Genomic DNA, 13,758 nt, shown 5'->3' on the forward strand with positions numbered 1-13,758 from the left:
TACATTTTTTTTCAGAAACGCTCTTAAATTACGTACTTTTGTGGCTTCAAAAAGATACAACAATGTCAAAACGATATACAATTACTGCAGCATTACCTTACACAAATGGTCCAATTCATATTGGGCATTTAGCTGGTGTGTATGTTCCTGCTGATATTTATGCACGTTACTTACGTTTAACAGGAAACGATGTGGCCTTTGTTTGCGGTAGCGATGAGCATGGTGTTCCTATTACTATAAAAGCAAAAAAAGAAGGTGTATCACCTCAAGATGTCGTTGATAAATATCATACTATTATTAAAAAATCTTTTGAAGATTTTGGAATTACCTTTGATAATTACTCAAGAACATCAGCACAAATTCACCATGAAACGGCTTCAGAGTTTTTCTTGGAGTTGTATAAAAAAGGTGAGTTTATTGAAGAAGTTACCGAGCAGTTATATGATGAAGAAGCTAAACAGTTTTTGGCAGACCGTTTTGTGATTGGAACCTGCCCAAAATGCGGCAATGAAGAAGCTTATGGCGATCAATGTGAAAAATGTGGAACCAGCCATAATGCTACCGATTTAATTAACCCAAAATCGGCTATTACTGGCAATGCTCCAACCCTAAAAGAAACAAAACACTGGTTTTTACCATTAGATAAGCACGAAGATTTTTTAAAAGAATGGATTTTAAAAGGTCATAAAAAAGATTGGAAGCCTAATGTTTACGGACAAGTAAAATCTTGGATTGACGATGGTTTACGACCTCGTGCTGTAACACGTGATTTAGATTGGGGAATTCCTGTTCCTGTTGAAGGTGGCGAAGGCAAAGTGCTTTACGTATGGTTTGATGCACCAATTGGTTACATTTCGGCAACCAAAGAATGGGCTGAACGCGAAGGAAAAGATTGGGAACCATACTGGAAAGACAAAAACACCAAACTGGTTCACTTTATAGGAAAAGATAATATTGTATTTCACTGTATCATTTTCCCAAGTATGCTAAAAGCAGAAGGCTCATATATTTTACCAGATAATGTGCCAGCTAACGAGTTTTTAAATTTAGAAGGCAATAAATTATCTACGTCTAAAAACTGGGCAGTTTGGTTGCCAGAATATTTAGAAGATTTTCCTGATAAGCAAGATGTTTTGCGTTATGCATTAACAGCAAATGCACCAGAAACCAAAGACAACGATTTTACTTGGAAAGATTTTCAGGCAAGAAACAATAACGAGTTGGTAGCCATTTTTGGAAACTTTATAAATCGTGTAGTTGTTTTAACTAACAAGTACTACAATGGTATTATTCCAGAACCAAGCGACTATTCTCAAGTTGATGAAGAAACACTTGCTGCTGTAAAAGCTTATCCAGATGTTATAGCAAGTTCTATTGAGCGTTACCGTTTTCGTGAGGCAAGTCAGGAATTGATGAATCTTGCACGATTGGGTAATAAATATTTAGCTGATGAAGAACCTTGGAAAGTCATTAAAGAAGACGAGGCACGCACAAAAACAATTATGTTTGTAGCACTACAAATAGCATCGGCTTTAGCAACTATAAGCGAGCCGTTTTTACCGTTTACTTCAGAGAAATTGAAATCTATCCTTTCTCATTCCGCACTTGATACGGAATCTTCTTGGGAAGACATTTCAACTAAAGATGTTTTGCTTCCTGCAGGACATCAAATAGGAAAAGCTGAATTGTTATTCAATAAAATTGAAGATAAAGACATTCAAGCACAATTAGATAAACTAGAAGCGAGTAAAAAGGCCAATGAAGCTGCCAATAAAGCAGCCGAACCTCAAAAAGAAGAAATTACTTTTGATGATTTTACAAAGTTAGATTTACGTGTAGGAACGATTATTGAAGCCGAAAAAATGCCGAAAGCTAAAAAACTTTTAGTCTTAAAAGTTGATACAGGTATTGACACCAGAACCATAGTTTCTGGTATTGCTGAAAGTTTTACTGCTGAAGAAGTCATTGGAAAACGCGTTACCGTTTTAGTGAATTTAGCACCAAGGAAATTACGTGGTGTTGAAAGCGAAGGTATGATTTTAATGACCGAAAGTCCTGAAGGCAAATTGGTGTTTGTAAACCCTGATGCCAACCAAGATGTCGCGAACGGTTTACAGATAAGTTAATTATGAGGAGTTTTATAGCCTTCTTTTTTTGCTTATTATGTTACACGTCTATAGCTCAAAATGCTTGGTTACAATCTTCTAATTATCATTTTGAGACACATCCTGTTAGTGATATTGTGCCTGTTGTAAATAAGGAAACAAGAAATATTGCATTGTTTTATAAAGTAAAAAAAGGGTATGTGGCAGAACTTTATAATGACAAAAAAGAATTGCTATATGAAACAGTTGTTTCTAACATTTCTTCAGGTGATTTGGTGGGCTGCATATATGAAAAAAACACATATACTTTGTTTTTTTCTAATCGTTCAAAGAGTAAAATCGGCTGCGTTAAAATAGACTTTACAACAGGGGCTTATACAGTAATTAAAGATCTGAATTTAAGTATAAAAGGAGAAAAAGCTATCCAATTTATTACAGATGAAAACAAACTCCATTTGCTTACTGTAGAAAAAAAGAAATCAATATTAAAATTATATTCTTTCAATGTTCAAGGAGATTTTATTGAGAAATCTTATGATTTGTCAGATGAGGTTTTTGAGAGTGATAATGAACTAACATTTTCACTGTACTCGTTTCTGTATGTAATTAATAAACTAACCAAATTTGAATTTATAGATAACAGTTTGCCTTGCTCTTTAGAACAAGCTTCATTACCTACAAAAATTTTTTCTCAAGACGGACATGTTTTTTTAACGATTAATCTCACAGGTAAGTTTACTTATATCATTAAATTAAACTTAAAAGAGCCTCGTTATGATTTTAAGAAGATCACAAATGAAAGCTTTAAAAAAGGGAATTATTACAATACTCATAATAGTTTTTTGTTAGGCGATAAATTGTTTGAAGCATATGTAACCAATGAGAGGTTTGTAATGGATATTATTGATTTAGAAAGTCATAAATCATTAAAGCAGTTTTCTATTACTGAAAAAGACTCTATTTATTTTAAAAATACCCCAATTATCCAAGAGGGAGGTGATTTTGATAACTACAGAGAGTTTGAAAAGACAACAAAATTTATTAGAAAAATATTGTATTCTAAAATGGCATTGTCTGTTTACAAATTAGATGCTAATTATGTTGTGACTATTGGTAGTTATGAGCCAAAACCAGGAGCAATAATAATGGTTGGCGCTATGGTTGGAGGTCTTACAGGAGCCATTATTTTTTCAATGTTTGATTCGTATTCTAACAGTAAATCTGTAAAAATATTAAATTTATTAGATAGTAACTTTAATCATGTTCAAGGAGATATTCCAGATAATAAATTTGATGCAATTCATAATTTTATTGAAGATAAAAAATTAAAGGAAATGAGTGCTCAAACAGTCTTTAAATATGATGGTTCATACATTTGGGGCTTTTATAGCGACGTCTCAAAAATGTATAAATTTTATTCCTTTTAAAAAGTATTTTCATTGATTACTAGTTATATTTAAAAACCAATATACTCGTGAAATTTAGCGAGTACTTTTTCTATTTAATATGATTTCCTATATAGTCTCTAAAACTCAATTATCAGAAAACTCTGTAAAAAACACCATTAGCTTGCTTAACGATGCCTGTACTGTTCCGTTTATTTCACGTTACAGAAAAGAAGCTACAGGAAATCTGGACGAAGTTCAAATAGGTGATATTGTAAAATACAAAGAACTCTTTGAGGCGCTTGAAAAACGCAAAGCGGCTATTTTAAAAGCACTTGAAGAGCAAGATGTTTTAACGTCAGAATTAGAACAAAAAGTAAACAACGCTCAAGATATTACAACACTTGAAGATATTTACTTGCCATACAAAAAAAGCCGAAAAACAAAAGCTGATACTGCTAAAGCTAACGGATTAGAACCTTTAGCTAAAATCATAATGAGTCAAAACGCTCACGATATTGAAAGCATAGCATATAACTATGTAAAAGATGCTGTTGGTTCGGTTGATGATGCTCTAGAAGGCGCGCGACATATTATTGCCGAATGGATTAATGAGCGTACTGACGTAAGAAACAATATGCGTTATCAATTAGAACGTTTTTCAACCATTGCAACCAAAGTTGTAAAAAAGAAAGCTGATGAAGAAGATGCTCAAAAATTCCGAGATTATTTTGATTGGAGCGAGTCGTTGAGTCGTATTCCTTCACATCGTTTGCTAGCCATTTTACGTGCCGAAAACGAAGGTTTTATTCGTGTGAAAATTGAAATTGATGATGAACGTGCTTTAGATAAAATGGCGCAGCGTATTATAAAATCTGACAATGCGTGTTCCGACCAAATCGAGATTGCTATAAAAGATGCATACAAGCGCTTATTGTTACCATCATTGAGCAATGAAGCGTTACAAAATGCCAAAGAAAAAGCTGATGAAGCTGCGATAACTGTTTTTGCCAAAAACCTAAAACAATTGTTGTTGGGTTCACCATTAGGAGAAAAGCGAATTTTAGCTATAGACCCTGGTTTTAGAACCGGTTGTAAGGTAGTGTGTTTAGATGCGCAAGGGCAACTTAAACACAATGAAACCATTTATCCGCATGCACCTAAAAACGATAGCACAGGCGCAATAAAAAAAATAAGCACACTTGCTGAAGCTTATAAAATTGAAGCTATTGCTATTGGAAACGGAACCGCTTCGCGCGAAACGGAATCACTTATCAGACGTATTCGTTTTAAAAATGATATTCAAGTATTTGTGGTAAGTGAAGCAGGAGCTAGTATTTATTCGGCTTCAAAAATTGCTAGAGACGAGTTTCCTAATTATGATGTTACTGTAAGAGGCGCTGTTTCTATTGGTCGTCGTTTGCAAGATCCGTTGGCAGAGTTGGTTAAGATTGACGCAAAATCTATTGGTGTTGGTCAATATCAGCATGATGTTGATCAAAACAAGCTAAAAACCGAACTAGATACGGTTGTAGAAAGTTGCGTGAATGCTGTTGGCGTTAATCTAAATACAGCAAGTAAAAGTTTGTTGAGTTATGTGTCTGGAATTGGCCCTAAATTAGCCGAAAACATTGTTAGTTATCGTGATGAACATGGTGCATTTTCTTCAAGAACCGATTTAAAAAAAGTACCACGATTAGGAGATAAAGCTTTTGAACAAGGATCAGCATTCTTAAGAATTAAAGATGCAAAAAATCCGTTAGACGATTCTGCTGTGCATCCTGAAAGCTATAGTATTGTAAAAGCTATTGCAAAAAATGAAGGAAAACGTGTTTCAGAGCTTATAGGAAATTCTGCCGTTTTAAATGGTATTGATTTAAAACCCTATTGTACAGACACAGTTGGTTTGCCAACACTTAAAGACATCGTAAAAGAACTTGAAAAACCAGGATTAGATATTAGAGAACAAGCCAAAGTGTTTACCTTTAATCAAAACATAAAAACTATCAATGATGTTCAAGAAGGTCAATTGCTTCCCGGAATTGTTAATAATGTAACCAATTTTGGAGCTTTTGTTGATATTGGAATTAAAGAAAGCGGCTTAATTCATATTTCAAACTTATCAGATGGTTTTGTAAGTGATGTTAGTGCGCATATTAGTTTACACGAACAGGTCATTGTAAAAGTTTTAGAGGTTGATATTCCGCGTAAGCGCATTCAATTAAAACTACATAAATCCTGAATTGGGTTATTTTAATTATCTCTATTGTAGGTCTAAAATTTGTTTCGCAACATTAGCTGATAATATTTAACATTTTTTGTGTGAAAATAAAGCCTTAAAATTCAATATAAGATTTAGCTTTGCATTTTTTTTAGTTTATGAAAAAGGCGAGAATGGTTTTGGCTATTGGGATTATATGTATTTCTGTATTCCCTGTTTTGGTTAAGTTAAGTTTAACCTCTGGTGTAATTTCTGCATTTTACAGAATGTTTTTTTCACTACTTGTATTGCTGCCCTATATGCTGTACAAGCGAGCATTAAAAATTCCTAGTTTTAAAGCGGGTTTACTAGCTGTTATTTGCGGTGTTATTTTTGGCACTGATGTCACAGTTTGGAATATTGCTATACAAGAATCAACTGCTACGCAAGCATCACTATTGACAAATTTATCTCCTGTGTGGGTTGGTATTCTAGCATTCCTATTTTTAAAGAATAAACCAAAACCTAATTTTTGGATAGGAACACTTGTTGCTATTTTTGGTATGGTGTTACTAGTAGGTTTTCAGGTGTTTAAAACATTAGATTTTGATTTGGCATTTGTTTTTGGTGTGTTGTCTGGAGTGCTTTATGCTTTCTATATGCTGATAAGTAAATATGTTTTAAAAACGATGGATATTTTAAGTTTTATGACACTTAACTTAATAGCTTCAAGTATTCATTTAGGTGTGTTAAGCTATTTTCTTAATGAACCCTTTTATGGGTTTAGTAACATGGGATGGATTGTGTTGATAATTCAAGCATTAGTTTGTCAGTTGCTAGCTTGGCTTCTTATTAGTTACGCAACTCAACATATGCGTGCTACAAGAGTTTCTGTGAGTTTACTTGGTCAAGGAATTTTGGCAACTGTTCTTGCATGGATGTTTATAGGAGAGCAAGTAACTATTCAAATGGTAATTGGAGGAATCATTTTGCTTTTAGGTATTGGGATTACTTTTAAAGAAACACCACTAACATCATATTCATTTAGAAAAATTAAGTCAAAAGTAAAGCCTTTATAATATTACTGCAACGAAGGTAATTTAAAACTATTCTAACATCTTTAACGCTTAAAAATGCTTAACTTTACGTAAAAAGAAAGACATTATGTTATCAGAAAAAATAGAAAAAGCATTAAACGACCAAATACGAATAGAAGCAGAGTCGTCTCAAATATATTTAGCAATGGCTTGTTGGGCTGAAGTAAAAGGGCTAGAAGGTGTTGCTGGGTTTATGTACTCTCAGTCTGATGAAGAGCGTGCTCATATGCTTAAATTAGTTAGATATGTAAACGAACGTGGTGGACATGCTCATGTTTCTGCATTAAATGCACCAAATGTGACTTTTAATTCATTTAAGGAAATGTTTGAAAAGCTTTTTGACCATGAAGTATTTGTGTCAGATAGTATTAACGAGTTAGTACATATTGCGTTACAAGAAAAAGACTACTCAACACATAACTTCTTACAATGGTATGTAAGTGAGCAAATAGAAGAAGAAGCTATGGCTCGTACCATTTTAGATAAAATAAATATGATAGGAAATGATAAAGGTGGATTGTATTTATTTGATAGAGATATTCAACAAATAACAATAAGTACAGCAGCTTCAGAAAGTCCTGAATAATTTTAACAGTTAATTTTATTTAGAATTAATTAAAATAATTTATTTTTGCCTCATATTCTACAAGTTAGTATACATTGGGCAAGAAGAAAAAAGAAAAGAAACAACAAAAAAAGGCACTAAAAACCTTACATGAAGCAGGAATTATCAATGCTGATAAGGTTAAAAGTAAATGTTGTAAAAAGTATAAAAAAGGTGAAAATAAGCGCTGTGGTAAATGCCCTTGCTTTGATTTACTAAAAAAAGTAGCATAAAAAACCCTCGAAAATCGAGGGTTTTTTTATTTAAAATTAAGCAGAGTTTCTACTTGCATTAATATTTCCAAACAAAGATCGGGTTACTAATTTTTCAAATACTTCTATTTGATCTTTATCATCAGGGTTTGTTTTTTGTAGCTCTTGAATTTTCTTTAGTGCAAATTGCTGAATAGTTAAAAGCGGTAAAACAATAGACTCTCTTACGTCTATAGATGCTTTTCCTGCAGGCTCCTCTTCCATAAGTTCTTTGTAACCTGTTAGTTTTAAAATTAAACGTTTAGAAAGTTCGTATTCAGCAAAGATTAATTTCCAAAACTCACCAAATTCAGGATCATCAGCCATATATTTAGTTAAATCAAAGAATGATTTTGATAATGACATCATACTGTTTTCAATTAATGTTTTAAAGAAACTAGAACTATTGTACAGTTGTTTTACTTTTTCAAAATTGCCAGTATCCTCATAATGTTTTAAGGCTGTTCCTACACCAAAAAAACCAGGAACATTTTGCTTTAACTGACTCCAGCTACCAACAAAAGGGATAGCTCTTAAATCAGAAAAAACTAATTCTGTAGATTTTCCACGTTTTGAAGGACGACTTCCAATATTTGTTTTAGCATAATATTTTAGCGTACTCATGCGCTCCAAATACGGTAAAAACATTGGGTGACTTTTAAAATCGGAATAGGTTTTATAGCTTCTTACAGCTAAATCATTCATAACCATTCTGTTTTCTTCAGACATGCCTATGTTGTTTTCGTTTAATCTGTTGTAAATTCCCGAACTAATAAGTTGTTCTAAATTGTATTGTGATGAATCTTGAGTACCAAAGTTTGAGCTTATGGTTTGTCCTTGTATTGTAAGTTGTACTTCTTTATCTTCTATTGTTGGTCCCAACGAAGCATAAAACTGATGCGTTTTTCCGCCGCCACGCGCTGGTGGTCCACCACGACCATCAAAAAATATTACGGTAACATCATATTTTCTAGAAACTTCGGTAAGGCGTTCTTTGGCTTTGAATATACCCCAATTTGCCATTAGGTAACCGCCATCTTTTGTTCCGTCAGAAAAGCCTAACATAATGGTTTGTTTGTTTCCGCGTTTTTTTAAGTGTGCAGCATAATTAGGGTTGGTATAAAGCTCCTCCATAACTTGAGGCGCATTTTCAAGATCTTCTATGGTTTCAAATAGTGGTCCAATATCAACTGTTAAATCTTCATGAAAAGCTACAAGCTTTAGCATGGCAAATAATTGCATAACATTTAGCGTTGTTTGGTTGTTGCTTATAATGTACCTGTTAGCAGCGCGTTCGCCATTGGTTTCCTGAATGGTTTTTATGGCTTTTATTGTTTGTAATGTTTTTAAAACATCTTCATCTTGAAAAATGTCTAAATTGATTTCTCCTTTTATTTCTGAAAGAATTTTTACTTGATCTTTCTCTGATAAATCATGGTAATTTTCAGGAAAAATATCGCTTCCATGCTCAATTAATGTATCAACCATATTATTAAACACTGCATCGTGAGCACGACTGTCTTGCCTAATGTCTAGAGAAGCAAAATGAAAACCAAAAAGATGCACTTTGTTTATAAGGCTATTTATGTCGTTTAAGTATAACGATTGGTGCTCCTTTATAATAATATCTTTGATATCTTTTAGGTTGCTTATAAATTCACTTGGCGTTAATAAATGGCTGTTATTATTATTGCGCATAGCGTGAATTTTTGCTTCTAAATCTGCTACTTTATTATCAACTTCTCTAAAAGTTAACTTGCGTTTTAGCTTACGTATATCAGTATAGTAGTTTTTTAAAATCGTGTGTTTTAGTCTGGTAGCAACTTTTAGTGTTGTTACTGGTGTAACAAATGGGTTTCCGTCACGATCGCCACCTGGCCAAAATCCAATATTAATAATGTCGTTTTCAATGGTGTTGCCATCAAAAATATTTTGTTGAATGTAGTCGAAAATACGGCCAAAAGATTCGTAAAACACATTCTCTAAATACCAAATCAAACTCACGGCTTCATCATAAGGTGTTGGTTTTTTATGCTTGAAAAAAGGTGTTTTTCCTAATTGCGCTAGTAAATCGTTTATTTTTAATAAGTCGTTAGATTTTATAGCGTTGTCTAAATCTGTAATAATACCTAAAACAGCGCCAGGATAAAACTGTGTAGGATGTGCAGTGAGTACAATACGTACTTTAAACTCTTCTAAATAAGCTTTTAAGGTTTCTGTTTTGTCTTCAGATTTTATAGCTTCTTTTAAGCTACGAAGAGTTCCAATACCATCCATATTATTAACTATAGGGAAAGCAGCGTCTTCAATAGCATCAAACAATACAACTTGACGCTCTATGTATTGAATAAAGCGAAATAATAGGCTTATCTGGCTTTCTTCTGAACGTCTAGCTTGATATTTTTTAAAGAATGTCTCAACAATTGTTGTTGGGTTATCTCCATTTGCAAAACCTTTTTCGCAAGTTTCGTGAAAAAGCGGAAGTAATACACCTGTTTTTGAAATGGTATCAAAAGGAAGCGTCATGAATATACTGTTGTATATTTGATATTTTGATAAAACGTTTTGCTTAAATCTTGTTAATTTAGGTTGCGTAGGCATAAATCTTTTTTTATAAAAATAATAAAGCTTTATGAAACGATTGTCATGTTTATTAAGTTTTGATTATTCTGTCAAAATAATTGTATTTAAATCAAAAAATGAGCTTTTAATCACCCCTTTTTTGCTTTTTTCTCAATGCATTTTCCATAGTGTTTTTTTATCAATAAAAAGCTATTTTTTATTTTAAAATTAGTTCAAAATCGTTTTGAAAGCCTAGTGTTTGTAGGCTTTTGCGTGATTTTATCAGGTGTTTTTAAATCCCTGTAAACTAGTGTATTAACAGGAATGTTGATAAAATGTTAAGAACAATATTTGAGGTGTTTCATTTCGTTTGGAATAATTTATGACTTTTACATTATCTTATTTTAGATATATTCTAATTCGTTATTACTTATGGAAATTTTACACATTACTAAAAGAAATTTTAGCAAAAAACCTTTTGAGTTAAGCAAAATCACAAATGCCATATTAAAAGCCATGAAAGCGGTTGAAAATGGAGATTTTGGAGACGCACAACTTATAGCAAATAGTGTCTATGATGTTTTACTAAAACGTAAAGAACAAGATGCTGATTATTTGCCTACGGTTGAGGAAGTGCAAGATGTAGTAGAAGATAAATTAATGGAAAGTTCTTTTCACGATGTTGCAAAAGCTTACATTATATACAGAAACAAACAAGCTTTAAGTCGTAAGAGTAACATTTTTGAAAAACGTGTAAACTTAAAACCTTACGAGTATCCTCAATTGTACGAATATGTTCCAGCAATTCGTCATTCATACTGGATACATACCGAGTTTAATTTCACAAGTGATATACAAGATTTCAAATCAAATCTTTCTGAAGTAGAAAAATCTGCTATAAAAAATACGATGCTAGCAATTTCTCAAATTGAGATTGCAGTAAAAACGTTTTGGGGAGATATTTACCACAGAATGCCAAAGCCTGAAATAGGATCTGTAGGTTCAACATTTGCAGAAAGTGAAGTAAGACATGCTGATGCATACTCGCACCTTCTTGAAATTTTAGGATTAAACAAAGAATTTGAAGAGCTAAAGAAAAAGCCAGTAATCATGAAGCGTGTGCAGTATTTAGAAACTGCATTAAAAAACGCTAAAAGTGAAAACAATCAAGAATATGCAGAGTCTGTATTATTGTTCTCATTATTTATTGAGCACGTGTCTTTATTCTCTCAATTCTTAATCATTATGGCATTCAACAAGCATAAAAATATGCTTAAAGGTATCTCTAACGTGGTTGAAGCAACATCAAAAGAAGAGCAAATTCATGGAGATTTTGGTATAGATATCATCAATATCATCAAAGATGAGCACCCAGAGTGGTTTGATGCAAGCTACAATACCATGATTCAAGATATGTGTAAAGAAGCCTATGTTGCTGAAAGCAAGATTGTAGATTGGATTTTTGAAGAAGGCGAATTAGATTTCTTACCAAAAACAGTTGTAAACGAGTTTATTAAAAACCGTTTCAACAAATCTTTAGAAAGCATTGGTATTGAAAAAGTATTTGATATAGACGAAACACTACTTACACAAACCGAATGGTTTGATGACGAGATTATTGGTACAAAACATGGCGATTTCTTTGTAAAACGCTCTATCAATTACAGTAAAAGAACACAAAGTATAACAAGCGACGACTTATTTTAACCAGACTATTTTTTATAACCTATGGAGAACAAAACAATACACCAGCCGCAACTACAAGATCAAAAAAACACAACTGATGAACTAGTAAATGCCCGAAAAGAATTTTTAACCAACACGAAAAAGGAAGAAGGATTTGAGTGGTTAAACGAATACAGTCAACAGTTTTTAGAAGCAGGATACTTAACCGAAGGTGTAACGCCCAAGCAACGTATTAGAGAAATTGCTGAACGCGCAGAACATATTCTTCAAATTCCTGGATATGCAGATAAGTTTTATCACTATATGTCTGAAGGGTTTTTCTCTTTAGCATCTCCAGTTTGGTCTAACTTTGGTAAAGAACGTGGTTTACCAATAAGCTGTTTTGGTTCTCATATTGATGATGACATGGGTAATATTCTTTACACACAGTCTGAAGTTGGTATGATGTCAAAATTAGGTGGTGGTACTTCTGGGTTTTTTGGTAAAATTCGCCATAGAGGAGCTCCTGTAAAAAACAATGGGCAAGCATCTGGTGCAGTTCATATTATGCAGTTGTTTGAGTCTATGGTTGATGTGGTTAGTCAAGGTTCTGTACGTCGTGGTCGTTTTTCTCCATATTTACCAATTGAGCATCCAGATATTAAAGAGTTTTTAGAAATAGGTACTGAAGGTAACCCAATACAGCAATTAACACATGGTGTAACAGTTACCAATAAGTGGATGGAAGAAATGATTGCTGGTGATGTTGAAAAACGTACTATTTGGGCAAAAGTATTACAAAGTCGTGGTGAAATGGGTTACCCTTATGTATTCTTTACAGACAATGCTAACAATGGTAAACCAGAAGTTTATAAAGATAAAAACCACAGCATACACGCAAGTAACTTATGTACTGAAATTATGTTACCATCAAACGATGATTGGTCGTTTGTATGTGTACTTTCTAGTATAAATGTATTACACTACGATAAGTGGAAGAGCACTGACGCAGTAGAAACTATGATTTACTTCTTGGATGCTGTAATCACAGAATTCATTGAAAAACTAGAAGTATATCGTGATTCTGATAACAGAGACGACCGTCAAACATTCTTGTTTATGGAGCGTGCTTACAACTTTGCAAAAGAAAACCGTGCATTAGGATTAGGTGTTTTAGGATGGCACTCATTATTACAGTCTAGAATGCATGCCTTTGATAGTCAAGAAGCATTTAACTTAAACCGTGAAATCTTTAAAACTATAAAAGAGCGTTCATACAAAGCTTCAGAAGAATTGGCTGTAAAATTTGGAGAGCCTAAAGTATTAAAAGGTTACGGTCGTAGAAACACAACATTAAACGCTGTAGCGCCTACAACATCTTCGGCGTTTATTTTAGGACAAGTATCTCAAGGTATTGAGCCAATATGGTCAAATATTTATGTGAAAGATATTGCTAAAATAAAAACAACAATAAAGAATCCTTTCTTGGAAAATTTATTAGAAGAAAAAGGACAAAATACAACGGAAGTTTGGAGAAGCATTAGAGATATGGATGGTTCTGTACAACATTTAGAGTTTTTAACAGAGCAAGAAAAAAACGTGTTTAAAACGTACTCTGAAATTGACCAATTAGATGTAGTTTATCAAGCATCAGCAAGACAGGAATTTATAGATCAAGGACAATCTGTAAACATTATTGTGCATCCTGAAATGCCTGTAAAAGAAATAAACAACATTCATGTTACAGCTTGGAAACTTGGTTTAAAATCATTGTACTACCAACACAGTATGAATGCTGCACAAAAATTCAAACAGAAAAAAGAGTGTGCAAGCTGTGAGGCTTAATCATCATATTGAATAGTAAAAAAACCGCTCGAATGAGCGGTTTT

General features: G+C 33.1%; 8 protein-coding genes. 7 read left to right on the top strand and 1 reads right to left on the bottom strand.

What is annotated here, in order from left to right:
• Positions 1-62 precede the first annotated feature (62 nt).
• The 5 genes from metG to ACN5J3_RS01730 all read left to right on the top strand — a co-directional run bounded on the left by metG (position 63) and on the right by ACN5J3_RS01730 (position 7,373).
• Entirely contained in the window at positions 63-2,126 is a 2,064-nt protein-coding gene (metG, locus tag ACN5J3_RS01710; protein ID WP_418510546.1) for a methionine--tRNA ligase, read from the top strand.
• A 2-nt stretch (positions 2,127-2,128) separates the two neighbouring features.
• Positions 2,129-3,532 carry a hypothetical protein gene (locus ACN5J3_RS01715; RefSeq protein WP_418510547.1) on the top strand — a complete coding sequence of 468 codons (1,404 nt, stop codon included), beginning with the start codon at positions 2,129-2,131 and terminating at the stop codon, positions 3,530-3,532.
• 79 nt (positions 3,533-3,611) lie between these two features.
• Positions 3,612-5,732 (top strand): Tex family protein, encoded by a 2,121-nt coding sequence (locus tag ACN5J3_RS01720; RefSeq protein ID WP_418510549.1) that lies wholly within the window; start codon positions 3,612-3,614, stop codon positions 5,730-5,732.
• A 137-nt stretch (positions 5,733-5,869) separates the two neighbouring features.
• A complete protein-coding gene (locus tag ACN5J3_RS01725) occupies positions 5,870-6,769 on the top strand; it encodes a DMT family transporter (RefSeq protein ID WP_418510550.1) in 900 nt (299 codons plus the stop codon).
• A gap of 85 nt (positions 6,770-6,854) precedes the next feature.
• Positions 6,855-7,373 carry a ferritin gene (locus ACN5J3_RS01730; protein ID WP_417290722.1) on the top strand — a complete coding sequence of 173 codons (519 nt, stop codon included), beginning with the start codon at positions 6,855-6,857 and terminating at the stop codon, positions 7,371-7,373.
• A gap of 287 nt (positions 7,374-7,660) precedes the next feature.
• Here the strand turns inward: ACN5J3_RS01730 and ACN5J3_RS01735 are convergent, their stop codons facing one another.
• Positions 7,661-10,243, bottom strand: coding sequence for a phosphoenolpyruvate carboxylase (locus ACN5J3_RS01735; protein WP_418510552.1), 2,583 nt, complete (start codon positions 10,241-10,243; stop codon positions 7,661-7,663).
• A 393-nt stretch (positions 10,244-10,636) separates the two neighbouring features.
• Here ACN5J3_RS01735 and ACN5J3_RS01740 point away from each other — a divergent pair, with 393 nt between their 5' ends.
• Together ACN5J3_RS01740 and ACN5J3_RS01745 are read left to right on the top strand one after the other, a co-directional pair.
• A complete protein-coding gene (locus ACN5J3_RS01740) occupies positions 10,637-11,911 on the top strand; it encodes a ribonucleotide-diphosphate reductase subunit beta (RefSeq protein WP_417290720.1) in 1,275 nt (424 codons plus the stop codon).
• Between the two features lie 21 nt (positions 11,912-11,932).
• The gene (locus ACN5J3_RS01745) at positions 11,933-13,714 is read left to right on the top strand and encodes a ribonucleoside-diphosphate reductase subunit alpha (RefSeq protein ID WP_417290719.1); all 1,782 of its coding nucleotides are present in this window, start codon (positions 11,933-11,935) and stop codon (positions 13,712-13,714) included.
• Positions 13,715-13,758 lie beyond the last annotated feature (44 nt).

Origin of the sequence: Corallibacter sp. (genome assembly GCF_048381695.1) — a bacterium.
Classification (GTDB): Bacteria; Bacteroidota; Bacteroidia; order Flavobacteriales; family Flavobacteriaceae; genus Corallibacter; species Corallibacter vietnamensis.

Excerpts from the sequence above, each read along its gene's own strand:
- metG (WP_418510546.1), top strand. The coding sequence starts at position 63 with ATGTCAAAACGATATACAATTACTGCAGCATTACCTTACACAAATGGT.
- ACN5J3_RS01715 (WP_418510547.1), top strand. The coding sequence starts at position 2,129 with ATGAGGAGTTTTATAGCCTTCTTTTTTTGCTTATTATGTTACACGTCT.
- ACN5J3_RS01720 (WP_418510549.1), top strand. The coding sequence starts at position 3,612 with ATGATTTCCTATATAGTCTCTAAAACTCAATTATCAGAAAACTCTGTA.
- ACN5J3_RS01725 (WP_418510550.1), top strand. The coding sequence starts at position 5,870 with ATGAAAAAGGCGAGAATGGTTTTGGCTATTGGGATTATATGTATTTCT.
- ACN5J3_RS01730 (WP_417290722.1), top strand. The coding sequence starts at position 6,855 with ATGTTATCAGAAAAAATAGAAAAAGCATTAAACGACCAAATACGAATA.
- ACN5J3_RS01735 (WP_418510552.1), bottom strand. The coding sequence starts at position 10,243 with ATGCCTACGCAACCTAAATTAACAAGATTTAAGCAAAACGTTTTATCA.
- ACN5J3_RS01740 (WP_417290720.1), top strand. The coding sequence starts at position 10,637 with ATGGAAATTTTACACATTACTAAAAGAAATTTTAGCAAAAAACCTTTT.
- ACN5J3_RS01745 (WP_417290719.1), top strand. The coding sequence starts at position 11,933 with ATGGAGAACAAAACAATACACCAGCCGCAACTACAAGATCAAAAAAAC.